17 protein-coding genes are annotated in these 25,827 nt (G+C 70.8%); 11 read left to right on the top strand and 6 right to left on the bottom strand.

Features of this window, described 5'->3' with window-relative positions:
- Positions 1–19: 19 nt before the first annotated feature.
- From POL72_RS19240 to POL72_RS19225, 4 genes are all read right to left on the bottom strand, one after another.
- Positions 20–790, bottom strand: a complete 771-nt coding sequence (locus tag POL72_RS19240; RefSeq protein ID WP_272096895.1) for a DUF4142 domain-containing protein — start codon at positions 788–790, stop codon at positions 20–22.
- A 178-nt stretch (positions 791–968) separates the two neighbouring features.
- Complete coding sequence (locus tag POL72_RS19235) at positions 969–2,432, bottom strand: ferritin-like domain-containing protein (RefSeq protein WP_272096894.1); 1,464 nt, start codon at positions 2,430–2,432, stop codon at positions 969–971.
- Between the two features lie 432 nt (positions 2,433–2,864).
- Positions 2,865–3,458, bottom strand: a complete 594-nt coding sequence (locus POL72_RS19230) for a hypothetical protein (RefSeq protein ID WP_272096893.1) — start codon at positions 3,456–3,458, stop codon at positions 2,865–2,867.
- 59 nt (positions 3,459–3,517) lie between these two features.
- Complete coding sequence (locus POL72_RS19225) at positions 3,518–5,002, bottom strand: serine/threonine-protein kinase (protein WP_272096891.1); 1,485 nt, start codon at positions 5,000–5,002, stop codon at positions 3,518–3,520.
- A 429-nt stretch (positions 5,003–5,431) separates the two neighbouring features.
- Here POL72_RS19225 and hemL point away from each other — a divergent pair, with 429 nt between their 5' ends.
- On the top strand, positions 5,432–6,745 hold the full coding sequence (gene hemL / locus POL72_RS19220; RefSeq protein ID WP_272096890.1) for a glutamate-1-semialdehyde 2,1-aminomutase: 1,314 nt from the start codon (positions 5,432–5,434) through the stop codon (positions 6,743–6,745).
- Between the two features lie 116 nt (positions 6,746–6,861).
- On the opposite strand, the gene POL72_RS19215 is transcribed toward hemL, so the two are convergent.
- Positions 6,862–8,598 carry an FG-GAP repeat domain-containing protein gene (locus POL72_RS19215; protein ID WP_272096889.1) on the bottom strand — a complete coding sequence of 579 codons (1,737 nt, stop codon included), beginning with the start codon at positions 8,596–8,598 and terminating at the stop codon, positions 6,862–6,864.
- 276 nt (positions 8,599–8,874) lie between these two features.
- Here POL72_RS19215 and POL72_RS19210 point away from each other — a divergent pair, with 276 nt between their 5' ends.
- The 3 genes from POL72_RS19210 (at position 8,875) to POL72_RS19200 (ending at position 11,441) form a co-directional block, all read left to right on the top strand.
- Positions 8,875–9,477: a hypothetical protein gene (locus tag POL72_RS19210; protein WP_272096888.1), complete on the top strand. Its 603-nt coding sequence runs from the start codon at positions 8,875–8,877 to the stop codon at positions 9,475–9,477.
- A gap of 14 nt (positions 9,478–9,491) precedes the next feature.
- Complete coding sequence (gene gcvPB / locus POL72_RS19205) at positions 9,492–10,985, top strand: aminomethyl-transferring glycine dehydrogenase subunit GcvPB (protein ID WP_012241772.1); 1,494 nt, start codon at positions 9,492–9,494, stop codon at positions 10,983–10,985.
- 147 nt (positions 10,986–11,132) lie between these two features.
- Positions 11,133–11,441 (top strand): hypothetical protein, encoded by a 309-nt coding sequence (locus POL72_RS19200; protein ID WP_012241771.1) that lies wholly within the window; start codon positions 11,133–11,135, stop codon positions 11,439–11,441.
- A gap of 158 nt (positions 11,442–11,599) precedes the next feature.
- Here POL72_RS19200 and POL72_RS19195 read toward each other — a convergent pair whose 3' ends face one another.
- Positions 11,600–15,430 (bottom strand): serine/threonine-protein kinase, encoded by a 3,831-nt coding sequence (locus POL72_RS19195; RefSeq protein WP_272096886.1) that lies wholly within the window; start codon positions 15,428–15,430, stop codon positions 11,600–11,602.
- Positions 15,431–15,872: 442 nt separating this feature from the next.
- Here POL72_RS19195 and POL72_RS19190 point away from each other — a divergent pair, with 442 nt between their 5' ends.
- The 7 genes from POL72_RS19190 to POL72_RS19160 all read left to right on the top strand — a co-directional run bounded on the left by POL72_RS19190 (position 15,873) and on the right by POL72_RS19160 (position 25,798).
- Positions 15,873–16,988 carry an ABC transporter ATP-binding protein gene (locus POL72_RS19190; protein WP_272096884.1) on the top strand — a complete coding sequence of 372 codons (1,116 nt, stop codon included), beginning with the start codon at positions 15,873–15,875 and terminating at the stop codon, positions 16,986–16,988.
- Positions 16,981–17,874, top strand: coding sequence for an ABC transporter permease (locus tag POL72_RS19185; RefSeq protein WP_272096883.1), 894 nt, complete (start codon positions 16,981–16,983; stop codon positions 17,872–17,874). The genes POL72_RS19190 and POL72_RS19185 overlap by 8 nt, the downstream gene beginning before the upstream one ends.
- Positions 17,871–18,701: an ABC transporter permease gene (locus POL72_RS19180; RefSeq protein ID WP_272096882.1), complete on the top strand. Its 831-nt coding sequence runs from the start codon at positions 17,871–17,873 to the stop codon at positions 18,699–18,701. The genes POL72_RS19185 and POL72_RS19180 overlap by 4 nt, the downstream gene beginning before the upstream one ends.
- 686 nt (positions 18,702–19,387) lie before the next feature.
- Positions 19,388–22,210 (top strand): TonB-dependent receptor domain-containing protein, encoded by a 2,823-nt coding sequence (locus tag POL72_RS19175; protein WP_272096881.1) that lies wholly within the window; start codon positions 19,388–19,390, stop codon positions 22,208–22,210.
- Positions 22,211–23,054: 844 nt separating this feature from the next.
- A complete protein-coding gene (locus tag POL72_RS19170; RefSeq protein ID WP_272096880.1) occupies positions 23,055–24,566 on the top strand; it encodes a flavin monoamine oxidase family protein in 1,512 nt (503 codons plus the stop codon).
- Positions 24,567–24,715: 149 nt separating this feature from the next.
- Positions 24,716–24,847, top strand: coding sequence for a hypothetical protein (locus POL72_RS19165; RefSeq protein WP_272096879.1), 132 nt, complete (start codon positions 24,716–24,718; stop codon positions 24,845–24,847).
- Between the two features lie 90 nt (positions 24,848–24,937).
- Positions 24,938–25,798, top strand: a complete 861-nt coding sequence (locus POL72_RS19160; RefSeq protein WP_272096877.1) for a carbon-nitrogen hydrolase family protein — start codon at positions 24,938–24,940, stop codon at positions 25,796–25,798.
- Positions 25,799–25,827 lie beyond the last annotated feature (29 nt).

Genomic DNA, 25,827 nt, shown 5'->3' with positions numbered 1-25,827 from the left:
CGTCCTCGCCTCGGGCCGACTACTTCGGCGGAGGCGCGGCCTCCTTCGTGCCAGCGCCCGGCGGCTGCGCGCCGCCCTGGGTCCCTGTCGCGCCCGCGCCCGCCGTACCGAGCTTCTGCGAGAGCGCCTCCGCGTCCTTCAGGTGCTTCTCGATCGTCGGCCGGAGGTCCTTCTCGACCAGCGCCTTCAGATCGGCGTTCTTCGCGTCCGGCAGCGCCTTCCTGTCGAGGAAGTCGAGCGTGTTCTGGTGATCCTTGATCATGGTGGCCACGAACTGCTGATCGAAATCGGCCCCTTGCAGCGCCTTCAGCTGCTCGAGCGCGTGTTGCGTCTCGTCGGTGAGCTGCTTGCTCTTGTCCGAGTCCGCGGCCGTGATACCGAGCTTCTTGGCCAGCTTGGCCTGCTTCGCCTTGGCCTCGGTGTGGTGCTGGGTGATGACCTTGGCATAGGCCTTCACGTCCTTGCTCTTGGCCTTCGTCTGCGCGAGCTGGGCCTCGTCGATCTCCTTCTTGTTCGAGGCGTCGAGGACGGCGAGGATCTGCTCGTCGGTCAGCGGGGCCTCGACGGGCGCGCTCGGCGTCGTGGTCGCCCCCGCCTGCGGCTCGGTGCCGGGCTGTGGAGCCGGCGGCGCCGCGGGAGGCGCCGCCTCCGGCAGCGGCGGGGCGGCGGTCGGGGCCGGCTGCGGTGGTGCTTCGTTCGTGCTCGGGCTGCTCGCCGGAGGCGGGTTGGAGCAGCCGACGCCGACAGCGAGACCGATCGTCAGGACGAGAGCGTTGCGCGATGCGACCATGGGTAAAGACCTCCTCACGTGGATTCGAGTGCCGGCCCCCGTGCAAGATCCGGTGCACGCACGGGTGCACCCTTTTCTCCCGAATCCGCGCGACTGCTCCTCTCCCCCGCTGTGGCAAGTTGCTACAGGAGTGGGCGAATCTGCCTCATCAGTCCGCTTGCGGTCAGGCCGCTTGCGGTCAGGAGGATGCCTGTGGCGGACTCGACGGTTGCGCAGCAGCGCTGTCGCGCGACAGCCCCGGTAAGGCCGCGCGGCATGGCGCGATGACCTCGGCGATCACCTCGCGGCGCAGCGCCCCGAGCGCGCGCGCCGGGAGCAGGCCGAGCGCCTCGTGCACGGCGGGCCCGGGGGCCGGGTCGGCGGCGTAGCGGGCGGCGGCGCGGGAGAACGCCCGCTCCGCCGCGGAGCGCGCCGGCTCGCCGAAGGTCGCGAGCATCCACGAGAGCGCCTTCCACGAGAGCGCCGCGTGCCGCTCCTCGTCGTCGGCGATGCGCGCGAGCGTGGCCGCGAGCGCCGGATCCCCCGCGCGCTGCGAGAGCTCACGGCCCTCCGCCGCGCCCAGCGCCTCGCCAACGCAGCCCTCCTCGACGAGCGCCTCCACCACCTCGGCGACGCCGGCGCCGAGCGGCGCCGTGGCCGCCTCGAGCAGCGGCCCGGGGCCGATCGCCCGGCCGGCGAGGCGGGAGGCGACGCCGTAGGCGAGGCGCGCGTGCTCCATCTCGTCGAGCGCGGCGCGGTGCGCCTCGCCGACGAGGGCGGACGGCGCGCCGAGCGCGAGGAGCTGGAGGGAGAAGCGGGCGAAGCTCGCGATGGACGCGTGCTCGAGCGCGGCCATCGCGGCGTAGTGCGCCGCGGCGAGCTCACGCACCTCGGGCGAGAGCGACGCGACGTCGAGCTCGGCGGGAGCGCGCCAGTCGTCGCGCGCGGCGCCCTGCGCGGCGCGCGGCTGGCCGTCGACGACGAGCGGGCGGCCGATGGCGCAGGAGATCCCGGCGCACTCCCAGCGCACGCTCTCGCTCTCGGGGTCGGGGACGACGCAGGCGGCGCCGCGGTTCTCGTCGGATCGGCAGTCCGCGTCGCTCCGGCAGGTATCATCCTTCGTGCGACAGGCGAGCGTGACCTGCTCCCAGCAGCCATTGAAGTACGCTGACAGGCCGCAGGTGCTGCCCGGGCAATCGGCGTCGACCGAGCAGAGAGCCTTTGCGCAGACCGAGTGCTGCTCTCGGAGGGCGCCAGTCCCCTTGCACACGCAGGCCTCGGACGCGCCGCACTCCGCGTCGCTCTCGCAGGCGTACTCGCAGCCGCAATACGCGCCTATCTGCCCGAACGAGCTCACGCACTTTCCGCGGGGCCCCTCCTTGCAATCGGCGTCCGTCCTGCACTGGAACGTCCGCTCCGTGCCGCTGCACGCGCGCTGGTCGATGGTCGCGTCGCACCGGACCCGCGTGGCGCGGTGCACGGTGCCGTCCCGCTCCGTCACCCAGCCCACGCCGCGCGGCGGCCGGGGCCCGGGCGCGGCTTGTTCGTCCGGGACGCCGGCGTCGTGGGGCGCGGCCTGCGGCTCGCCGAGCGTGACGACCGCGATCTCGGGGCTCTTCGCGTTGGAGCAGCCGGCGGCGCCAGCGGCGAGGAGGAGGGTCATGCGGAGCGAGCGATGGCGTTCCATTCGCGGAAGGGTAGCAGAGGGGCGCGCGACGCCGGACCGGCCGACTCGCGGCCGCGCCGTCGCGGTGCGAGCGCGCTTCAACCGAGTCGAACGGTTCGGGCCTGGGCATCGATGCTCGCCGGACCTGCCGAGAAGCGCGCCCTCGGCGGGGAACGGCCCTTTCCGGTATTCGACACCAGAGCGAGCCGCCTCGGCGACTCGTGCCAGGTTTTCGGAGGGATCCTGTCCACTATTCCTCGGAACACCTGCTCGGAGCCGAGCGACTCTCCATGATCCATCTTCGGCGGAGCTGCCCTGCGCGCTCGTCCCTCACTTCGTCCGGAGCCGAGCAGCGAGATGAGCTGTTTTGCGGAGACATGATCGCGAAGCACGGCGCGAGGCCGCGCGCTGCTGCACAGGGCGCGGCGGCTACCTCCTCGCCCTGCGCCCGATCCCGCGCGCGTCGCGCCCGATCGGCTCGCCCAGCTCGAACGCCGGCTCGCCGGTCCTCGCCGTCCGCGCTTGCGGCTCGCCCGCCTCGAGCGGGCCGTGCGCGCGCTCGGCGTCGGCGATGGATGGATAGCGCTCCACGTCGCCGTCGACCCGGAAGCCCCCCTCGCACGCCGGACGCACCACGCGGCCGAGGACGAGCGCCTCGTCCCAGATGCCGCGGTGCTCGACCGCGATCGCAGCGCCCACGGCCACCTCGGAGAGCCGCGCGAGGGCGCCATCGGGCCGCTTCGGCGTGGGTCGCCACCGCAGGATCACGTCCTCGTGAAGAACCACAACGGCGCGATCGCCGGGCAGCTCGGAGACCCCGAGGGCAAAACGGACGCGGCATCCAGGAACGCTGGATCCAGCCGCAAGCTCGCCACCGGCAATGCCCTCCAGGTCGCCGGCCGCGCCCTCGAAGTCGCCGCGCTCAGCGCCCTCCAGGCCGCCGCGCGCAGCGCCCTCCCCCTCATCGCCCACCTCATGGATCGCAGCGATCTGCCCCGAACGCAGATCCTCGAGCACCGTCATGCGAGGTCCTCCCCCGGAGATGTCGGCCACGGTCACGGCTCCGTCAAGCCGGCCGCTCGCTACTTCGGCGCCGGCGCGCCCCTGCTGCCCGGCGGCGCCGCGGTCCCGGCCTCGCCCTTGCGCGCCAGGTTCAGCTGGATCCGCGCGGGGGACTCCGACGTGATCTCCACCGTCTGCGAGACGCCGTCGCTCGATCGCACGTCCACCGAGAGCGCCACCCCCGGCATCGGCCGCGCGATGACCTGGCTGCCCACGCCGAGCACCACGCCGTTCAGCCGCACCACCGCGGCGCTCGGTTCGATCTGCACCGCGATCGGATCCACGAGCGACCGCTGATCCCTCGGCCGGCTGAGCGCGACGAACATGAGCGACGCCACCGCGACCCCCGTGGACACCGCGGCCACGAGCCAGGGCAGCGCCACCGGGCGCAGCGCGTCGCCGCCGGCGCGCATCAGCCCGCCGAGCCCCCGCCGCGGCTCCGACCGCGCGCTCCGCCGGCCCTCGGAGGACGGCCCCGCGGTCAGCGTCGCGCCCGGCTTCGGCCGCCACCCCGCGCGCTGCTGCGGGGCGACGGCGGCCGCGATGCGCTGCCGCTCCTCCTCCATGCTCTCCCCGCAGCGCTCCAGGAGGAGCTCCGCCACGTGCGCGGGCGTCACGACGCCCGACCTGCGCATGAGGAAGTCCTCCAGCACGCTCGCCATCTCGCCCGCCGTCTGGAAGCGCTTCCGCGGATCGCGCGCGAGCGCCTTCACGATGATCTCCTCCAGATCACGCGGGCAATGCGGCGCGATCAACGTGGGCCGCGGCGGCTCCGGCACCCCGGTCTGCGGCAGCACGAGGTCGTGCAGCACCTGGAACGGGAGCGCGCCCGTCACCGCCTCGAAGAGCACCACGCCGAGCGAGAAGATGTCCGAGCGGCGATCGACCGGCTGGCCCTGCGCCTGCTCCGGCGACATGTACTCGCCCTTGCCCTTGATCTCGCCCGTCTGCGTCGTGTCGCCCAGGCGCTCGAACGCCTTCACGATCCCGAAATCGGCCACCTTCACCGTGCCGTCGCGATCGATGAGGATGTTCTGCGGGCAGACGTCGCGGTGCACGATGCCGAGCGGCTCCCCGCGGTCGTCGTGGAGCTCGTGCGCCGCGTGCAGCCCGTGCGCCGCGTCGGCCACGATGCGCGAGGCGATCGCCGGGGAGAGCGGCATCGGACGGAGGCCCGGCCGGAGCAGCTGCTGCATCGTCTGCCCGTCGATCCACTCCATCACGAGGAAGAGCACGCCGTCCGTGTCGCCGAGGTCGAGGATCTCGACCACGTTGCGGTGGTGGATCTTCGAGGCGAGGTTCGCCTCGTCGAGGAACATGCGCTGGAACTGCGGATCGCGCGCGAGCGCCGGGATCAGCGTCTTCAGCGCGACGACCTTGTGAAAGCCGCGGGAGCCCTCCATGCGCGCAGCCCAGACCTGGGCCATCCCGCCCTCGCCGATGAGGCGCAGAAGCTCATATCGCCCGAGACGTTGCCCCGGACCGGGGTCCTCGGAGATCCGCATGGCTCACCAGATGCTGGTGCTCGGGGAGCCGCGCCCGCGGTCCCCAGGAGCAGCCCGGCCGCGGGTCGCGGCCCCTCTCTCCAGACGATCACCATAGCCAAGCGCGACCGCGCCGGAAAGGCTCGTGTGGCTCGCCAGCGCCCGCGACACCTCGATCGCGACGTCCGCAACGCCGGGATCCCCCGCGCCCGGCATCGGCGATACGACGCCCCGCGTCCTCCACGCCCCGCACACCGCGGCGCGCCGCGCACCGCACCCACGACGCCCCGCGCGCCGCACCCGCGACGCCCCGCGCGCCGCACCCGCGACGCCCCGCGCGCCGCACCCGCGACGCCCCGCGCACCGCACCCGCGACGCCCCGCGCGCCCTTCTCCCTCGCCCGCAATCCGCGTCGCTCCCCCGCCTCTCCCCTGCTATGGCCGGAGCACGATGACGAACGCGACAAGCGCTCCGCCCGCCCGCGCGGACCGGGCCCCCGCTTCCAAAGCCCTGTTCGACCGCGCCGCCGCCGTCCTGCCGGGCGGCGTGAACAGCCCCGTGCGCGCCTTCCGCGCCGTCGGCGGCGATCCCCTGTTCATCGCCCGCGCGGAGGGCGCGCGGCTGTTCGACGCCGACGGGGCCGAGTACATCGACTATGTCGGCTCCTGGGGGCCGGCCATCCTCGGCCACGCACACCCCGCCGTCATCGAGGCGGTCCGCGAGGCCGCGCTGGGCGGCCTCTCGTTCGGCGCGCCGACCGAGCTCGAGGTCCGCTTCGCCGAGAAGATCCGCGAGCTCTACCCGAGCATCGACATGCTCCGCTGCGTCTCGAGCGGCACCGAGGCCACGATGAGCGCCATCCGCGTCGCGCGCGGCTTCACGCGCCGAGACGCCATCATCAAGTTCGAGGGCTGCTACCACGGCCACGCCGATCACCTGCTCGTCAAGGCGGGCAGCGGGCTCGCCACCTTCGGCGCCCCCGACTCCGCCGGCGTCCCCGAGAGCATCGCCCGCACCACGCTGTCCCTGCCCTTCAACGACCCGGCCGCCCTCGAGGCCGCCTTCGCCGCGCGCGGCGGCGACATCGCCGCGGTCATCCTCGAGCCCGTGGTCGGCAACATGGGCTGCGTCCCGCCGGAGCCCGGGTTCCTCGCTCTCGTGATCGACCTCTGCCGCAAGCACGGCGCGCTCTCGATCTTCGACGAGGTGATGACCGGCTGCCGCCTCGCCCGCGGCGGCGCGCAGGAGCGCTTCGGCCTCCGGCCGGACCTGACGACGCTCGGCAAGATCGTCGGCGGCGGCATGCCCCTCGCGGCCTACGGCGGCCGCGCCGACGTGATGCGCGTCGTCTCGCCGCTCGGCCCCGTGTACCAGGCGGGCACGCTCAGCGGCAACCCGCTCGCGGTCACGGCGGGGCTCGCGACGCTCGAGCGCCTCACGCCCGCTCTCTACGAGCGGCTCGAGAAGCTCGGCGCGTCCCTCGAGGCGGGCCTCCGGGCCGCCGCCGAGGGCGCCGGCGCGGCCGCGTGCGTCCAGCGGGTCGGCTCGATGATCACGCTGTTCTTCACGAAGGGCCCGGTCCGCTCCTGGACCGACGCCGCCACGTCGGACACGAAGCGCTTCAGCGCCTTCCACGCGGCGATGCTCGCGCGAGGCATCTACTGGCCTCCGTCGCAGTACGAGGCGGCGTTCCTGAGCGGAGCGCACTCAGAAGAGGACATCGAGCGGACGATCGCCGCCTGCCGCGAGGCGCTCGCTGCCTGAGGACCGCGCCGGCCCCTGCCGGGAGGACCCGCGAGGGCGGGCCAGGACGGCGAAGGGCCGACCGCCGCGGCGATCGGCCCTCCCCGCGCCGGCGCGCGGACGGGTGTCGGAGCGGGTCAGTCCGCCGCGCGGACCCAGCCGTTTCTGTAGTAGTTCCCGCGGGCGGTCGGCCAGAGCAGGCAGTTCGTGGCCGATCCCGGCACCGTGTACACGTACGTGTTCGGCTCCGGGTCCGCCCCGTCCCACCCGATCTCGCGGAGCGACACGACGATCTCGATCGTCCCGTCGCCGTTCACGTCGGCCAGCGTCGGCACCGGCATCGCGCCGAGCCGCGGCAGCGGGATCTTGTGGAGGAGCTTGCCGCCGGCGTCGAGGACGAAGAGGTGGCTCCTGTTCTCCTCGGTCGAGTAGGTGTTGAACACGATCTCGGGGATGCCGTCGCCCGACAGATCCCCGACCACGACGCCGCCCGTGAGCACCTGCGTGTCGTCCGTGTAGGTGACGTCCCAGAACTCGGTCTTGTCGGCGTAGACCGCGTGGATCCGCCCGTCCAGGCCCGCGAAGATCATCTCGGGCCCCGCGTGCGTCGCGTCGAGATCGGCCACGGTCACCTGCTGCGTCATGGCCACGATGTTGCCGCCGAGATCCTCGCCGCCGGACAGGTAGTCCGCCGCGTAGAACGGGCTCTCCCATCCCTGGATGCGGCTCGCGTCGTTGTGGACCACCCACAGGCCGACGCCCTGGGACTGGTCCGACATGTCGACGTCCTCGGCCGCCCCGAGCATGATGATCTCCGGCGTGCCGTCGCCGTCGACGTCCGCGATCGCAGGGGCCGAGTTCTTGAAATAGGCCTGCAGGTCGCTGCTGTCGCCGAAGCCCTGCTGCGCGAGCTCGAGATCGTGCATGTACCGCACGCCCGGCGTCTTCGGGCGGCCCTCGAACATGGGATTCGCGTCGAAGGCCTCTCCCGTGCCGTGATAGAACCCGGCATAGGAGTTATCCATCGGCGAGACGATGTCCTGCGATCCATCGCCGTCGAGATCGCCGATGGCCAGGTTCTGGTCGTAGGCGCCCACGATCCAGCACTCGGCGTCGTCGCTGCGGCGCGCGTCGCAGCCGATCGTCTGGCTCTCGATCGGGGGGAAGCCCTGGACCGGCGACCCGCTCGCGTGGAAGGCCATCAGGATGTCGGAGTAGTCGGGGGACCTGTCGGTGCTCGCGGCGACGACGTCGAGCTGACCGTCGCCGTCGATGTCGCCCGCGGCGAGGGAGCGGATCTCGTCGTTCCAGGTGACGGGCCAGCCGCTCACCAGCCGGCCGCTCGCGTCGAGCATGTAGATCGTGGTGCGCGCCGCGAAGACCACCTCGAGCTGCCCGTCGCCGCGGAAGTCGGCGACGATCGGGCTCGCCCAGATGCGGCCGTTCTGACGCGACTCGATGTACCGCCACTTCTGCTCGCCGTCGGGGCCCCAGACGACGACGTTGCCGTTGTGCGTCACAAGGATCTCCTGCTCGCCGTCGCCGTCGAGATCGGCGACCACCGGCGACCCGAGCCACGCGCTCTCGTCGTCGTCGGAGAGCTGGAGGAGGAGCTGGGGCTCCGCGACGGCGGAGGAGCCGCTCGACCCCGGAGCGCACGACGCGGCGGCCGGCAGCGGCTTGGAGCCTCCACCGACGGGGGGGCGGTAGCCACCGGAGCCAGAGGACCCGGAGGAGCCGCTGCCGCTGGTGGGAGAGGTGCCGTCAAGGTTGCCGAGCTGCCCTTCGCAGGCCGCGAGGGCGAGGACGCTGGTGAAGAGAGCGATTCTACCGGGAATTACAAAACCTCGGTTGCAGACAAAGGACTTCATCATGCCAGGAAGCTTACCAGCGCTCCGGGCCCCACAAAGAGGTGGAAGCGGAAAATTGACGCAGTCGCGCACGCGCCGAACGGTACGTTACGCTCCTCCTTCTGGCGCGCAGGTGGCACACGTCATTGCAGGAGGGAGGCAAGTCCACGTCCGTGACGTAGCGCGCACGCTTTCACACCCCGTTCCCCGCTCCCCGCCTCCGCTCGCGCCCCCGCGCGACGTCGGAGGCGCATGGCGGGGGTATGGGTGCGGGTAGGTGCTGTGCTAGGCTCCGCCGCCATGAACGTATCGCGACGGCTTTGGATTGCCGGCGCCGCATGTGCCCTCCTGATGGGGACGACGGCGCTCGGCTGCAGCTCGAATCCCGCGCCCAAGACGGCCAAGGTGCAAGCCGGTGACATGCCCGAAGGCGGCGACTGGACGGGGGTCTATTACAGCGAGCTCTACGGCTACCTGCACCTCGTGCAGGACAACGACGCCATCGAGGGACGCTGGATCCGTCCCGTCAAGGATCGCTGGGGCGTGCTGCACGGGACGGTGACAGGCGACCTCATCAAGTTCACGTGGACCGAGCACACCATCGGCGCGATCGGGCAGAGCGCGACCAAGGAAGGCCGGGGGTACTTCAAGTACACGCGGCCGGAGGGCGAGAACGTCGACGACCGGCTGACGGGCGAGATCGGCCGCAACAAGGACGAGGTCGGCGAGCCCTGGGAAGCGGTCAAGCAGCGCAACATGCTCCCGGATCTGAAGTCGATCGGGGGCTCCGGCGCCACGGACATGGGCGGCGGCGACTGGGACAGCGCGAACCAGGAGGAAGGCGCGCCCGAGCCGCCCGCCTCTCCGTCCGACGAAGCACCTGCCGAGCCCCCCGGCCTCTGACATAACAGCCCCCGATGACCCAACCGCAGCCTCGAGGCATCCAGTTCCGTGAACCCCCCATCTTCGAGCGTGGCACGCCGGGCAGGACCGGCGCGTCGCTCCCCCCGCTCGACGTGCCCGAGGTCGAGCCCGCCGCCCACTACGGCGCGCTCGCCCGCAAGGAGCCAGCCGGCCTGCCGGAGGTGAGCGAGCCGGAGGCCTTCCGGCACTTCATCCGGCTCTCGCAGTGGAACTTCTGCATCGACGGGCAGATGTACCCGCTCGGGTCGTGCACGATGAAGTACAACCCGAAGATCAACGAGTGGGCCGCGCGCATCCCGGGCTTCGCGAAGCTGCACCCGATGACGCCCGACGAGCTCAGCCAGGGGTCGCTCGAGGTGATGTGGCGCCTGCAGGAGGCGCTCTGCGAGGTCAGCGGGATGGACGGCTGCTCGCTGCAGCCGTCGGCGGGCGCGCAGGGCGAGCTCGCCGGGCTGATGATGATGCGGGCGTTCCACGAGTCGAAGGGGCGCTCGCCGAGGAAGGTGTTCATCCCGGAGAGCGCCCACGGCACGAACCCGGCGAGCTGCGCGCTCAACGGGCTCGTGGCCGTCCGGATCGAGAAGACCGCCGACGGCATCACCCACCCCGAGCAGGTCCTCGCCGCGATCGAGCGCGAGGGGTCGGACGGCGACGTCTGCGGGCTGATGATCACGAACCCGAACACCCTCGGGGCCTACGAGACGCACCTGCCGGCGATCATCAAGCTCATCCACGACAAGGGCGGGCTCGTGTACGGGGACGGCGCGAACACGAACGCGATCATGGGGCACGCGCGCCCGGGCGACGTCGGCATGGACGTCATCCACATCAACCTGCACAAGACGTTCACGACCCCGCACGGCGGCGGCGGACCCGGCTCCGGGCCGGTCTGCTTCAAGAAGCACCTGGAGCCGTTCCAGCCCTCGCCCGTCCTCGTGCGGCGCGGCGACGCGTTCGCGTGGGACCGCGACCGGCCCCAGAGCGTCGGGCGGCTCCGGGCCTTCACGGGCAACTTCGGCATGTTCATCCGGGCGTACACGTACATCCGCGAGATGGGCGGCGACGGCCTCACGGCGGCGAGCAGCCTCGCCGTGCTCAACGCGCGCTACCTGTGGGCCAAGCTGAAGGACCACTACCTCGCGCCGGTGCCGCAGCCGTGCATGCACGAGGTGGTGCTCTCCGACAGCCAGCTGGAGAAGGAGACCGGGGTCAAGACGCTCGACGTGGCCAAGCGGCTGCTCGACTACGGCTTCCACGCGCCCACGGTCTACTTCCCGCTGGTCGTGCCCGGCGCCCTGATGATCGAGCCGACGGAGACGGAGACCCGCGAGACGCTCGACGAGTTCGTGGCCGCGATGCTCAGCATCCTCAAGGAGGCGCAGGAGACGCCGGAGGTCGTGAAGCAAGCGCCTCACGGCACGGTGGTCGGCCGCCTCGACGAGGCCCGCGCCGCGCGCCAGCCGCGCCTGCGATGGTCGAAGGCCTGAGCTCCCCGGAGGAGGCGGCCCGCGGTCGGCCTCCTCCGGCAGGCGGCGCCAGCCGGCCGTGCGCTCCAAATTCGCGAATCTCCGCCGGACGCGACTACAATGAGCGCCGAGGGACCGCGGTGAGGCACCTCACGGGACGAGCGACGCGTGGCCGATACCGTTGAGAACGAAGGGGACATCGAGACGATCAGCCAGACCACCCCGGTCTCGGTTGGAGACACCGTGCGCCTCGTGTTCCGCGCCTACGACGAGGCGACCCCGCCGTTCAACATCAAGATCCGCTCCCCCTCCGGGAAGATCATCATCGAGCGCGTGCTGCGCGATCTGCCCACCGGCAAGCCGCAGAGCGCCTCCCCCGTCGAGTTCAGCGCGTCGTCCCCCGGCGAGTACAAGATCGAGATCAAGCAGCTCTACGGCAAGGCGAAGGGCACGGCCGTCCTGCGCGTGAAGCCCTGAGGCGCGCCCGCCGGCCCCCCTCCCCTTCCCCCTACCGTCGCCGGAGCTCACCCGCACAGGAGACGGGTCCAGCTCGGTGTTTTCGGCGCGGAAGCGTACTCTTTACGCTGAGCACCGAAAACGCCGAGATGGGCCCGTATCCGAAGCGGGTGAGCCCGCTAGAAGCCAGGGAGGAGCATCCCTGTCATGCGGTCCGGGCTGACGATGCCCTGCTCGTGCATCCAGCCGTTCGCCGCCTCGACGGCGGCGCGGCCCTCGTCGCCCTTGAGCAGCTCGCCGTGGCGGCGCCGCGCAGCCGCTGCGTAGAGGGCCATGCCGGCGGCCTCGAAGCCGCGCGCCGCTTCGGCGAGCTGCTGGACGGCCACCTCCGCCTCGCCGCGGGCCGCGGCGATCGCGGCGCGCACCGCGGCCGCGAGCGGGTCGGCCCAGGGCATGTGCTCCGCGTCGATCTTGCGGGCGGCGCGCGTCGCCTCCTCGTACAGCGGCTCCGCGTCGGCCGGCGTGGACGCGGCGGCGGCGGCCAGCGCGGCGCAGGCCCGGAGGTGGGTGATGATGATGCGCACGGCCTGGATGCGCAGGACGAGCGAGCTCTCGAGGCCCGCCCGCTGCTCCGCGAAGAGGCGGTAGGTGGCCTCGCCCTCGCCCCGGTAAAGGCCGATGTGCGCGCGGGCGACGAGATCGAAGTAGCTCTGCAGCTGGAAGCCCGCCTTGGACCAGCTCCGGATGGCGTCCTGCGCCTGGCGCAGCGCGGAGTCGGGGTCGTCGCCGACGAGCCAGTAGGCGTTGCTCTGCGAGGAGCGGAGGCTCGTGGCGAGGTAACGGTCGCCGCGCTCGTCGGCCGCCTGCAGGTACATCGGGACCCGGCGCATGAACTCGCGCGTCTCGCCGCCGTACCAGAGCGCCCAGACCGAGAAGGTGTGCGCCCAGCTCCGCTCCCACGTGACGCCGGTGCAGCGCTCGCGAAAGATGGTGTCCGCCCGATCGAGATCGGCCACGCCCTGCTGCCAGCGGCCGAACAGCGTCGCCGTGACGCCGCCGACGAACCCGACGAGGCCGAGCGCGTGAGGCCTGCCGATGCGCGCCGCGATCGCGCTCGCGGTCGAGAGCAGATCGGCGACGCGGGACGCGGAAGGGCCGCCGTCGATCGCGAGGTAGGTCGCCTCGAAGGCGAGCGCGCGCGTCACGCGGTACGGCTCGCCCGCCTTGAGCGACAGGAGGAGGTTGCGCGCCTGGAAGTCGGCGCCGCGCGTGGGGTCGACGATGGCGAGCCCCATCGCCGCCGACCAGCACACGTCGATGCGCATGAGGTCCTCGGGCGAGACCTCGTCGGCGGGGCGCTCGACGAAGTTGAGCCCGCGCAGGCGCACCTGCGCGCGCCGCAGCATCAGCGACGCGACCGCGAGCTCCGGCGTCTTCGGCACCTGCATGCCGACCGCGCCGAGCACCGAGCGCAGGCCCGCCATGCCGGCGTCGACGTAGCCGGCGCGGAGCAGGTTCTCCGCGGCCCGGCGGCCGAGATCGATCGCCTCGGACTCCGGTGCGCCGTCGCTCGCGGCCATGTAGGCCTCCGCCGCCTTGGCGCCGCGGCCCGCGCTGCTCAGGGCGTCGCCGAGCTTGGCGAGTACGACCCGCCGCTCCGCCCCGCCGGGCAGGTGGAGGTCGATCGCCATGCGGTAGAGGCGCGCGGCGTGGTCGAACGCGAACGCGGCCTCGGCATGCTCGCCGGCGCGCACCGCGTAGCCGGCGGCGCGCTCGGGGTCCCCGGCGGCGCGCCAGTGCTCGGCCAGCGCCTCGAGCTCCGCGCGCCCCGAGGCCTCCAGCGCCAGCGCGAGCCGGCCGTGCCAGCTGCGCGCCGCCTGCTCGTCGAGCCGGCTCGCCACCGTCTCCCGGATGCGGTTGTGGAACGGCTCGAGGAACTCGTCCTGACCCGAGCCGCCGGTCCGCACGAGGTTCGCCGCGCGCAGGGCCGAGAGCACCCGCGTGAGCTCCCCGAAGTCCGCGGCCATGGCGTGCGCGGCCACCGACGTCAGCACCGGCGCGCCGGCGCACACGACGAGCTCGAGCAGCTGGCGCGCCCGCGGGTCGAGCCGGCTGATCCGCGCCCAGAGGACGTCGTCGAGGCGCACCGGGCCGCCGTCGGTGTCCGGGGACATCATCCGGTGGCGCAGGAGCGCGTCGATGAACAGCGGGTGGCCGCCGGCCTCCTGCGCGATCGCCTCGATGCTGAGCGGGCGGCCGACCGGGGCGCCCCGGAGGAGGAGCGCGCAGAGCTCCTGCGCCTCCGCGAGCGACAGGCGGTGGAGGATGATGTGCCCGAGCGAGTCGATCGGCACCCCGAGCTGCCGCGAGACGGGCGGCGCGGTCTCCGAGGCGGTCCGCACCGTGGCCACGAGCATCATCGCGCGCGGGCGCGAGGGGTCCACCTGCGCGCCCGACGACACCGGCCCATCGAGGCCGGCGAACGAGCCGGGCCTGCTCGCGGCGATGAAATCGGCCTCGGTCCACGGGCGCATCACCTCCGAGAGCAGCGCGACGCTGTCGGCGTCCGCCCACTGGAGATCGTCGATCGCGAGCACGAGCGGCCGCTCGGCCGCGAGCCGGCCGAGCAGCTCCCGCAGCGCGGCGAAGACGAGCGCGCGGATCTCGGGCGGGTCGATCGCCTTGCGCCGCGCGCGCGCCTCCGTGATCGCCGGGACGGTGCGGAGCACCGGGAACACGGTGCCGAGCAGGCCCGCGTTGGGCGGCAGGAGGGCCTTGACCTGCTCGGGGGGGCGGCGCACGAGGTGCCGGCTCAGCCCGTCGATGAGCTCGTCCACCGCCTTGTAGGGGACCGCCTCCCGCTCGTAGCAGCGCCCCGCGAGCACGAGCGCCTCCTTGTCGATGCGCTCCAGGAACCGGCGCAGGAGCGCGCTCTTGCCGACGCCCGACTCGCCCTCGATGAACCGCGTGACCGCGCGCCCGAGCTTCGCCTCCGCGAACGCGCCCTCGAGCGCGGCGAGCTCGCTGCGCCGGCCGACGAAGCCGATGCGCTGCGAGAGGACGGGCGGCTCCTCGATGAGCTCCTGCACTTGCAGCCGGCGCAGCACGTCGCGCGCCGTCGGCCGGGCGGCCGGGTCGATGCGGAGCATGTCCACGCAGAGCTCGTCGATGTCGGGGGGCATGTCCTCGACGAGCCGGCTCGGCGGCGGAGGCTCCGCCCGCCGCATCATGTCGAGCGCCGCCTTGGGCGCCGTCTGGAACGGGTAGACGCCGGTCAGCGCAAGGTAAAGCATGACCCCGACACTGTAGATGTCGGCCTCGGGCCCGGCCGCCTTGGCCTCGGCCTGCTCGGGCGCCATGTAATGGAGCGTTCCGACGACGGCCTGCTCGCGCCCTGCGCCGCTCGCGTCGGCGACGAAGCCGAAGTCGAGGAGGACCACCCGCTCTTCCGCGGTCACGAGCACGTTGGAAGGCTTGATATCGCGGTGAACCTTGTAAGCCGCATGCACCGCCGCGAGCCCCTGGGCGAGCTGCGCCAGGGCCGAGCGGAGGCGGGCCTCGTGAAAGGGGCGCTTGATCCGGGGCTGTGGCTCCGAGGCAGGGCCCTGCACCGCAGACCACATGGGGCTCGACGGCAGGGTGGAGCGGCGCCCGACGCCCGCGGGCTCGCCCCTCGGCCCGGCGTCGCCCTCCTCGTGGAGCCGCACGTGGACCACGAAGTCGACGCCGCGGATGAGCTCCATCGTGAAGAAGAGCTGCCCTTCTTCCTCGTGCAGCTCGCCGAGGCTGACCAGGTTCGGGTGCTGGATGTCCTGGAGCGCGCGGAACTCGTTCTTGAACCGGAGGCGCGCGTCGGCGCTCAGATTCCGGAGGATCTTGAGCGCGACCCGCCCCTTCCGCTCGCGATCGAAGGCCTCGTAGACAACCCCCATCCCGCCGCGGCCCACGACGCGAACGACCTGGAAGCGACGCGTGCCTCCAAACTCGGGTCTCGCGTTCCTCAGGCCCATGCGTGGGACCAAGAAATCACCGGCGCCGAGCGGTGGCAAGCAGTGCGTGGGGAACGCGTGGGCAGCGCGTGGGCAGCGCGTCGGGAGCGCGTTGAGAACGCGCGGCGAACGCGTGGGGAACGCGCGCCCGACGCGCGGCGAAGCGCGCCCGGACGGGCAGGGAAAGCGCGCTCCGAACGCATTGGGCGCGCTCCAGCGACGCGCAAACCCTGCGCGGCGCTGGAGCGCGCCGCGAGCAGGATCGGCAGAAAGGTGGCACGCCCAGGGGAAGGGCGGTAGCGTACGCCGCCTGCGAGCGAAAGAGCCCGGCCGGGCGCGCGCCGCTCAGCCGGTCAGCCCGGCGCGCACCCAGTTGACAACGGGAGGGCATCATGGTCTGCGTAGTACGCTCCGAGGCTTCGGAAGCGGTTCGGAAAGCGCCACGCGCAAAGGGTTTGCTGGGGTGATCCAGAGGTTGAGAGACTTCTTCTCGTCGCCGGGGCAGCGCAGCATGACGCCCCTGACCGAGAGCGCGGCCGAGCGCAACCCGGGATGTAGCCTCGTTGTAGAGAACGTCAGCAAGAGCTTCGGTAAGACACAGATACTGAACGACGTGTCGTTCACGGCGGAGGCCGGCGAGTTCGTCACGCTCCTCGGGCCTTCCGGCTGCGGCAAGACGACGCTGCTCCGCATCATCGCGGGGCTGGATCGCGCGGATCGGGGGCAAATCCGCCTCGCGGGCAGGGCGGTTGACCACCTGCCGGCGAACCGCAGGCCGGTGAACACCGTGTTCCAGAACTACGCGCTGTTCCCGCATCTGACCGTGTTCGAGAACGTCGCCTTCGGCCTGAGGTCGCGCAGCTTCCCTGATCCCGAGGTGCGCGAGCGCGTGCGTTCGAGCCTCTCGATGCTGAAGCTCGATGACCTCGCGGAGCGGTATCCGCACCAGATCTCGGGCGGTCAGAAGCAGCGAGTCGCGCTCGCGCGCGCCGTCGTCAACGAGCCTGAGGTGCTGCTGCTCGACGAGCCGATGTCCGCGCTCGACGCGAAGCTGCGCGCCGAGGTCCAGCTCGACCTGCGCCGGCTCCAGCGCGCGCTCGGGAAGACGTTCGTGCTCGTCACGCACGATCAGGACGAGGCGATGACCGTCTCGGACCGCATCGTGCTGATGAACAAGGGCCGCATCGAGCAGCAGGGGGCGACGGCCGAGGTGTACGAGCGGCCGCAGAGCCGCTTCGCCGCCGAGTTCTTCGGCGCGGCCAACCTCATCTCTGCGCAGCGCGTCGGCGCCACGCTGGTCTTCACGACGGTGGGCGCGCTGCGGGTGCAGACCAAGCCTCAGTGGGAGTACGGCACGCTCGCGATCCACCCCGAGTGGATCGAGCTCTGCGAGAACGAGCCGGCGGAGAACGGCGTGCGCGGCGTGGTGAAGGAGAGCTTCTACCGCGGCGATCACGTGGAGCTCATCATCGAGCCCGGGCCGCTGCGCGTGCAGCTCAGCCCCCGCTCGCGGCTCAAGCCCGGCTCCTCGGTCTGGCTCGCCCTGCCCGCCGAGCGGCTCGAGGTGCTCAGTGACTGAGCCCACGGTCTGGTATGGCCAGCTGACGACGCGGCGCAGGCTCCTCGCGCGGGGGTCGCTGCTCATCGTGGGCGGCGTCTCCTGGCTGTCCGTCTTCCTCCTCTTGCCGAGCCTGGCGCTCCTCGTCGTGTCGTTCCTCAAGCGCGACGCGGACGGCGCCCTGCTCTGGGAGCTGTCGTTCGAGTCGTTCGAGCGCATCTTCGGCTCCGCGTCCGGCGAGAACGCGCGCATCCTCATCAGGAGCATCGTCCTCGCGCTGGTCGTGACGACCGCCTCCGTGATGCTCGCGTATCCGATGGCCTTCTTCATCGCTCGCGGCTCGCGGAGCCGGCGGTTCTTCTGGCTCGCGCTCATCATCGTCCCGCTCTGCACGAACCTCGTGATCCGCACGTTCAGCTGGAAGCTCCTCCTGTCGGCGCAGCTGCTGCCTGCCAAGCTCGCCGCCTGGCTCGGGTGGATCGACCCGGGCCGCGACGTCTATCCCAGCTGGACGGCGGTCACGATCGGCCTCGTCGCGGCCTCCCTCCCGTTCGCGGTGGTCCCCCTCTACACGAGCATCGATCGTCTCGACTGGTCGCTCGTCGAGGCCGCGCAGGATCTCTATGCGTCGCGGCTGCGCATCTTCCTCGCGGCGATCCTGCCGCAGACCCTCCCCGGCCTCAGCGTTGCAGTCCTCCTCACGTACGTCCCAGCGATGAGTGTCTTCGTGGTGAGCGACATGCTCGGCGGCGCGAAGCACTGGCTGATTGGGAACCTCATCCAGCACCAGTTCGGCCCGGGGCGAAACATCCCTTACGGCGCGGCGCTCAGCCTGGTGCTCATCGTTCTGACGCTGGGCGGAGTGTCCCTCTACCGCCGGAATGGGCGCTCCGTGGAGATCCTGTGAAGCTCGGCCGGGGCCTCTGGCGCGCGCTGACGACGATCGCCGCCTTCTTCGGCTTCGCGCTCCTCTACCTGCCGCTCTTCGCGGTCGCCGTCTACTCGTTCAACGCCGCGGAGCGGGGCCTGCTCTGGACCGGCTTCTCGGTTCGCTGGTACCTCGATCTCTTCGCCGATCCCGAGACCAACCGGCGTGCCCTGGAGATCCGCGAGGTCGCCGTGAACACCCTGATGCTCGGCGGCGCCTCCACGCTCATCGCGACGGTCCTCGGGACGCTGCTCGCCCTGGGGATGCACTTTCCGTGGCCGACCTCCGTGAGTCGCGTGCTCGAGTCGATCGTCGACATCCCGGCGGTCGCTCCCGACATCACGTTCGCGGCGGTGCTGGTCATGGCGTTCAACGTGCTCCGCCGCGTGGTGGACCATTGGTTCGAGCCCAGCATGACGACGATGATCATCGGTCATGTCACGTTCGAGATCGCGTTCGTGACGCTCATCGTCCGCAGTCGGCTCATCGCCATCGGGCCGACGCTGAGCGAGGCCGCGATGGACCTCTATGCGTCGCCCTGGATCCACTTCCGGAGGGTCACGCTCCCCCTCCTGTGGCCGGCGATCGTGGGGGGCGCCATGCTGGCGTTCACGCTGTCGCTCAACGACTTCGTGATCAGCTTCTTCACGTCCGGCCCACGCTCGGTCACGCTCCCGCTCTACGTCTACCAATCTCAGATGCGCGGCGTGCGGACCGACCTGTTCGCGATTTCAACGCTCCTCCTGATCGGCGTGGCGGTGTCCATCGTGCTCCTGGAGCGGCTGACCCGCTGGAGGCACAATTGAGCCGCCGGCCCGGGCTCGCAGACGAGGCCGCGGAGGCGGCGGAGATCCGCGCGCCGGGCGCCGGGCGGCTGAGGAGCACGCGCGCCGCGCGAGCCCGGCGGACTCCTGCGCGTCAGCGCAGCGATGCAGCGCGCTTGTTCACCTTGGCGCCGGGCCTGACCAGCGCTCCATCTCCCTCGGGCTCCCTCGGGCTCGCGCGCAGCCGGGCACCGGGGCGCCGAGCTCGAGCGCTTGCCTGACCGCGTCTCCTGCGGGGCGCCGGGCCCGGACCGCGCGCCGCCCCGGGCTCTGCTCACTCTGTCATGCGCTCCGCGCAGGGCGCCTACACAGCGGCGTCGACGCGGGCGTGAGGTCCTCGGCCGCCTGTGCGAACAGGTTGGATCGGCTGACGGCTTACGGTAAGCTGACCCGGCAATGCGGCTGTTTCGTCCCAAGCTCGCCGGGTCTTTGCGTGACGGCTGGACCTGGCGGACGGCGCTTTGCGCTCCACTTCGACCGTTGGGAATCGAGATCGAAAGATGAGCTTTCGTCGCTCCGCACTCCTACTCATACTCGTAGCACTCCTCACATTCTCCGGTCGGCCTGCCTGGGCGGATGATCTGGCCGATGAGGCCGATCTGCACTTCAGGATCGCCACGGAGCGCTATTCGGCGCGTGACTACCGAGGCGCCCTGGAGCACTTCCTGGTGTCGAACCGGCTCGTCCCGAACCGAAACGTCATCTTCAACATCGCCCGAACTTACGAGGCTCTCCAGGAGTATCCAGACGCATTTCGCTACTATGTTCAGGCGCTCGATCTCGAGCCCAACGCCGCGCGCAGGCCGGCCATCGAGGAGGCGCTCGCGCGCATCCGGCCCAACGTCGCCGTCATCAACGTGACGACGGATCCGCCGGGAGCGACGGTGTACATCAACCGCCGCGATCTCGGCGGCCGCGGCAACACGCCCCGCCTCCTCGGCTTCCAGCCCGGCAAGCACAAGATCATCGTCGACCTCGAGGGGTATGAGCCGGCGGAGGTCGAGAACGTCGAGGCGAAGATCGGCGAGCAAACGAACGTCGCGGTCAAGCTGAAGCGCATCGTCGGCACGGTGCGCGTGGTCGGTGAGACGGCGGGCACGATCGTGCGGGTCAACGACGCGAGCGGCCCTCCGGCGTGCACCGCGCCGTGCGATCTCACGCTGCCTCCCGGCCGGCACCGCCTCTACCTTGCGCAGGAGGGTTATCAGCCGTCGGAGCAGGACGTGAACGTGGCGGCCTCGAGCACGGTGACCGCGCGTTACCGGCTCAACCCGCTCACCGGCAGCCTCGTCGTCAACGCGGACGAGCGCGACGCGCTCGTCGAGGTCGACGGAAAGCCGATGGGCTTCACGCCCGCGGTCCTCAACGTGCAGAGCGGCCAGCGCCGCGTGCGCGTCTCGCTGCGCGGCTTCCGCCCCGTCGAGCAGTCAGCCAACGTGGTGGCCGGACAGCAGACCCGAATCGACATCTCCCTCCGGCAGCTCGAGGAGGTCGAGGCCGCGTCGCGTACGGCAGAGGCCGTCGAGGACGCGCCCGGCTCGGTCACGATCATCTCGGGCCAGGAGCTCCGCGCGATGGGGTATCCGACCGTCGCAGAGGCCTTGAGGGGCATGCGCGGCGTCTACACGACGTACGACGGCACCTACTCCTGGGTCGGCATCCGCGGGATCAGCATCCCCGGCGACTACAGCAACCGCGTGCTCGTCCTGCTCAACGGGCACTCGATCAACGACACGTGGGACGGCCTCGCGTTCGCCGATCAAGCGGCGCGCACCGACCTGGAGGACGTCGAGCGGATCGAGGTCGTCCGTGGCCCGGGCTCGCTGCTCTACGGTACGGGCGCGTTCGTCGGCGTCATCAACATCGTGACCAAGGGCCGCCCGACGTCGTTCGGCGCGGGCGTCGGCGTGGGCGCGGCGCAGCACGGCTTCATCCGGGGTCGCGCCCAGGTGCAGGTGCCCTTCGGGCGTGACTCCGGCATGTGGCTGTCGGTCGCCGGCGGCCACGGTCAAGGGCGAGACTACTACCTGCCGATCCCGGCCGGACTCGAGGACAAGTGGAAGAATAGGGATGCCAACTCCCGCGACGCGGACCACTTCAATGTCGGGACGGTCCAGGGGCGGCTCTGGTACAAGTCCCTCTCGGCGCAGGTGTCCTACAACGAGCGCAAGAAGGCGCTCCCGAGCGGCGCCAACTACACCATGGTCGGCGACGACAGGACGTTTTACCGCGACAGGCGCGGGTTCGCCGAGCTCACGTTCTCGCCGCGGTTCTCCGATAGCTTCTCGATGACGACCCGCGTGGGCGTCGACATGCAGCTCTACGATGACACGCTGTGGCTGGTCGACGCCGGGACCGAGACGACCCATGACGTCGAGCAGTACCAGGACACGTGGCTGCTCGCGGATCAGCGCTTCGAGGTCTCACCGCTCCGCGAGCTGAAGGTCACCGTCGGCGCCGAGGGCCAGATACACCTGCTCGGCAGGCAGCGCATCGAGGAGAACCGGTGCGGTGTTACTCCGTGCATCGACGAGCTCGTCCTGCCCGTCGGCGGCCTCGACCCCGACAACGAGGATCTGTTCGACTCGCATCCTTACCAGATCCTCGCCGGCTACGGCGTTGTCGACTTCGTACCGTCCGACCGCATCCGCGTCTCCGCGGGCGCTCGTATCGATTACTACAATTATGGAAAGGACGGTCTCAGCTTCAACTCCGGGATCAGCCCGCGTATCGCGCTCGTCCTCAAGCCCTACGAAGGGGGCAACCTGAAGGTCACCGGCGGCCGCGCGTTCCGCGCTCCGCCCATCTACGAGCTCTTCCTGACGGTGCCCTCGAGCAACTTCAATCCAGGGTACGATCCAGAGGAGTCGGACGAAGAGCGGATCGGTCCCGAGAGCGTGCTCTCGGGAGAGGTCGAGTTCACGCACCGGCTCTCGTCCACGCTGTCCCTGCTCGGCGCGGGGTACGTGAACTACATGACCGACATGATCGCGCAGACCGGCGAGTTCACGCTGGAGGTGCCGGGGAGGTACGACAACACCAAGGATCCGATCCTCGTGATGGGCGCGGAGGCCGAGCTGCGCCGCGAGTGGCGCCAGGGCTGGATGGCCTCTGTCTCCTACTCCTATTCACGGGCGAGGTACCTCAGGGAAGGAGACGTCGACGAGGTGCTCAAGAAGGTGCCCAACTCGCCGGAGCACATGGCCGCCGTCAAGGGGACCGTGCCGCTGTTCGGAAAGGCCCTGATGCTGTCGACGCGCCTCACCGTCGAGTCGTCGCGCCTCGACAAGACGCTGACGGAGACCGATCCCGCGGTGATCTGGGACGTCGTCCTCTCCGGTCAGGCGGACGTGGCCGGCCTCCGCTACAACATGGGCGTCTACAACGTCGCGGACTGGGAGTACGAGGCCCCCATCTCGCCCCAGTTCACGGCGACCAGGATGCCGCAGGCAGGCCGCACCTTCCTCCTCTCGGCCAACCTGAACTTCTGATCATCGCGCGGCCGTCCTGGCCGCGCGCTCTCCACCTCACCCCCATCACCTCTCGGCGCTCGCCCGCACAGCCCCGCTCGACCGCAGCGCAGGGCGGCGAGCGCAGCGCCTAGCCTCGCGCCAAGCGGGCCATCGAACGGCGTCGCCTCAGCGGCCTCATCCATTCCGGGCGTGGCGCAAACCACACTCGCTGCACCGTTCCACTCTGGCAGGAGCTTCACCGCTGCACGCGGTTCGCGCCACGCGCGAATTCAACATCTCGCGTGAACCCAGCGCCTGGCCCGGCCTCGCGCGTTATGCAGCGCTCTCGGACACTTCCTTGCTCGACGCAAATCGTGCGCCGGGGCGCAAATCACGCACGATCCTCCGCGTTCCACGATCGAGGCGCGATGGTGTGGAGCGGTACGCTCGCCTCATGGCCGTCGTCGACAAAGCGGCGATCCGACGGTGCGCGGCCACGTAACCACGTAACCGAGACCCGTAACCGAGACGAAGTGACCACATCATCGGATGCCCGCACCTCTTGTGGCAATCGGCGCGGTCATGATTTTGCTTGAAAGCAAAACATCGCTTGTCCATCATGGTCACTCGTGACTATCTGCTCCTCGACCTCGGATCACGCGGCACACGGCGCGCGCGGTCCGGAGCGACGGCGGAACAACGGGCGCGCCGCTCGGCGGATCGCGCCGCGACCAGGAGCGACCAGGAGAGCGATCGGCGCCGATTTTCGCGCCGACCCCTAGGTCACGAGAGGAGCGCGCGTCGGGTATTCCACCCGCGGCGCGCCATCTTGACGGCGTTTTTGCCAACCTGACCATCGTCAGCCAGCCCGAGCAAGAGGTCCATGCTGTCCGACCGCCCGATCGATGTCCCCGAGCAATCGTTCGCATCCGTCTACGACCGGCGTCGTCTCGCGGCGGCAGGGGAGATGCTGCCCCGGCTGTGGGACACTCTACCTGAATGGCCGAGCGTCGGCGGCGGGCGCCGCGTCATCGTGCTCGGCGGCGGGATCTCAGGGCTGTGCACCGCATGGTCGCTGCGGAAGGCCGGGTTCGACCCGATCATCCTCGAGCGGAATGACCGTGTGGGCGGCCGCTTCTACACGCTCCGGAACCACTTCGGCGACCAGCACGCCGAGCTCGGCGTCACCCGGATCGCCGACACCCACGTCCTCACGCTCGCCTATGCGCGCCACTTCGGGCTGGAGATCCTCGAGTATCCGCTCGATGCGACGCAGCTGTACTACGTCATGGGCCATCGCTTCCTGAGCACGTCCCGGGGCAAGGCGCACTATCCTGCTGACTTTCCGCTCACCCCGGAAGAGCGGGACATCGACGCTGAGTCCCTCAACCTGCAGCTCGCGGCGAAGGCGTTCTCGGCGATCGGAGACCCGCGGGACACGCAGTGGCCACCGGCGACCGTCCGCAAGGACTTCTCGGGCGAGACGTTCTACCGCAGCCTGGACCGGACCGGGGCCTCGCACGCCGCGAGGGAGATCTGCCGCGCGTACGAGGGCACGGAGATCGAGATGTTCAGCGGCCTCGCCTGGTCGGCGAACCAGCGGCTCGACGCCAAGTGGTTCCACACCTACGCGATCGCCGGCGGGAACGACCGCCTGACCACCGCGTTCGCCGACGATCTCGGCGATCGCATCCTCAAGGGGGCCCATGTGCAGCGGGTGATCTCCCGCGAGGACGGCGTGACCGTCGAGTTCCTCAGGAACGGGGACCCCGAGACGATCGAGGGCGACTTCGTTGTGTGCGCGCTCCCTCACCGCATCCTGCTCGAGGTCGCGTTCGACCCGCCGCTCTCCGGCCCCAAGCACCGCGCCGCGTCGGAGATCCCGATGTTCACAGTCACCCGCCTCAACTTCCAGTTCTCGCACCGGTTCTGGGCGGATGAGGGCATCATCGGGCTGCTCGCGGCATGCACGACCACGCCCATCGAGCGTCTGTGGGACCTGACCTCGCTCCAGCCGGGCACCTCCGGCATCCTCACGGCGTACGTGCAGGACCGCAACGCCGCGGCGCTCGACGAGCTGCCCACCGCGGCCGATCGCATCGAGTTCGGGCTCAAGACGATGGAGTCGTTCTTCCCGAAAGCCCGGGAGTACTTCCAGAAGGGTCTGTCGTTCTCGTGGCACCACCAGCCGTACACGCGAGGCGGCTGGCCCGCGTTCCGGCCTGATCAGACCGACCTGATCGCGGATCTCCAGCGCGGGGAAGGGCGCGTCGTCTTCGCCGGCGATCACACGTGCCTCTACACGGGCTGGGCGCAAGGGGCCCTCGAGTCGGCGCACTTCGCCACCGCCGAGGTGATCGCGGCGGCGCGCGGGTCGATCGAGCCGACCACCTGAGCGAGCTCGCCACGCGCTCGCCCGGCGCGACGTTCACGGAGCCCCATCGAACGCACGTCGCAGAGGGCATCGGCGTTAGCCAAGCTCGTTCGGTCACGCTCAGGGCACGAAGCCCGCCCCCACCATCGGCCACCCACGCGAACGTGGACGTGAACGTGGTCGTGAACGTGAACGTGAACGTGAACGTGAACGTGGTCGTGGTCGTGGTCGTGGTCGTGGTCGTTCACGACCTACCGTTGACGACCACGACCACGACCACGACCACGACCACGACCACGTAAACGTAAACGTAAACGTTCGGAAGTAGGAGAACGCGGCGCGAAGCTTGGTTAATGCCTATGCGCCGCAGAGGGGGGTATAACATCGCTGGTATGGCTCGCCTCCTCCACATCATCGGAGTCCAGTCCCGGCCCGTGCCCGGCGACCCTGCTGCGACGCTCGAGAAGCTCGAGCGCGAGGTACAGACGCTGGGGGTCTCGTTCCCCGAGGCGCAGCTCTACCTGTTTCCCGAGCTGTGGCTCACGGGGGATCACCCGTTCCGCCACACTTCCCCGTCGCACGAGCTCGCCCAGCCGATCCCGGGGCCGCTCACGAGGCGGCTCGGCGCGATCGCGCGCCGGGCCGGGAGGTGGCTCTGCGCCGGGTCGATCTACGAGCGCGCGGGCGACAAGCTGCACAATACCGCGCTCGTCTTCTCGCCGAGCGGCAAGCTCGTCGCGCGGTACCGCAAGCTCTATCCCTGGATGCCCTTCGAGACCTGTGCGCCGGGCGATGAGCCCGCGCCCGTGTTCGACATCCCGCGCGTCGGCCGGCTGGGGCTCATGATCTGTTACGACGGCTGGTATCCCGAGGTCGCGCGCGGCCTGGCGCTGCGCGGCGCCGAGGTGATCCTGCACCCGACGCTCACCACGACGCCGGATCGCGAGGAGGAGCTCGTGCTCGCCCGGGCCCGCGCGATCGAGAACCAGTGTTATGTGGTGAACGTGAACGCCGCGGTGGAGATCGGCGGCGGGCGCTCCATCGCGGTCGATCCCGAGGGCCGCGTCCTCTTCCTGGGCGGCTCCGGGGAGGAGTACCTCGGGGAGGTGCTCGATCTCGACCGCGTCCAGACGGTCCGCGCGCACGGCACGCGCGGGCTGAACCGCGTGCTCCGCCAGTTCACCGAAGACTCGCCAGAAGCGGTATTCGCGCCGTACCGAGCGCGGGCTCCGCGCCGCCAGACACGCCGCTGACCGCTGCTACACACGACGCAGAGCGGCGG

Source organism: Sorangium aterium, from assembly GCF_028368935.1.
GTDB lineage: Bacteria > Myxococcota_A > Polyangia > Polyangiales > Polyangiaceae > Sorangium > Sorangium atrum.
Note: the sequence above shows the minus strand (reverse complement) of the source record. Positions and strands in the feature narration are given on the sequence as shown.

Excerpts from the sequence above, each read along its gene's own strand:
- POL72_RS19240 (WP_272096895.1), bottom strand. The coding sequence starts at position 790 with ATGGTCGCATCGCGCAACGCTCTCGTCCTGACGATCGGTCTCGCTGTC.
- POL72_RS19235 (WP_272096894.1), bottom strand. The coding sequence starts at position 2,432 with ATGACCCTCCTCCTCGCCGCTGGCGCCGCCGGCTGCTCCAACGCGAAG.
- POL72_RS19230 (WP_272096893.1), bottom strand. The coding sequence starts at position 3,458 with ATGACGGTGCTCGAGGATCTGCGTTCGGGGCAGATCGCTGCGATCCAT.
- POL72_RS19225 (WP_272096891.1), bottom strand. The coding sequence starts at position 5,002 with ATGCGGATCTCCGAGGACCCCGGTCCGGGGCAACGTCTCGGGCGATAT.
- hemL (WP_272096890.1), top strand. The coding sequence starts at position 5,432 with ATGACGAACGCGACAAGCGCTCCGCCCGCCCGCGCGGACCGGGCCCCC.
- POL72_RS19215 (WP_272096889.1), bottom strand. The coding sequence starts at position 8,598 with ATGATGAAGTCCTTTGTCTGCAACCGAGGTTTTGTAATTCCCGGTAGA.
- POL72_RS19210 (WP_272096888.1), top strand. The coding sequence starts at position 8,875 with ATGAACGTATCGCGACGGCTTTGGATTGCCGGCGCCGCATGTGCCCTC.
- gcvPB (WP_012241772.1), top strand. The coding sequence starts at position 9,492 with ATGACCCAACCGCAGCCTCGAGGCATCCAGTTCCGTGAACCCCCCATC.
- POL72_RS19195 (WP_272096886.1), bottom strand. The coding sequence starts at position 15,430 with ATGGGCCTGAGGAACGCGAGACCCGAGTTTGGAGGCACGCGTCGCTTC.
- POL72_RS19170 (WP_272096880.1), top strand. The coding sequence starts at position 23,055 with ATGCTGTCCGACCGCCCGATCGATGTCCCCGAGCAATCGTTCGCATCC.
- POL72_RS19160 (WP_272096877.1), top strand. The coding sequence starts at position 24,938 with ATGGCTCGCCTCCTCCACATCATCGGAGTCCAGTCCCGGCCCGTGCCC.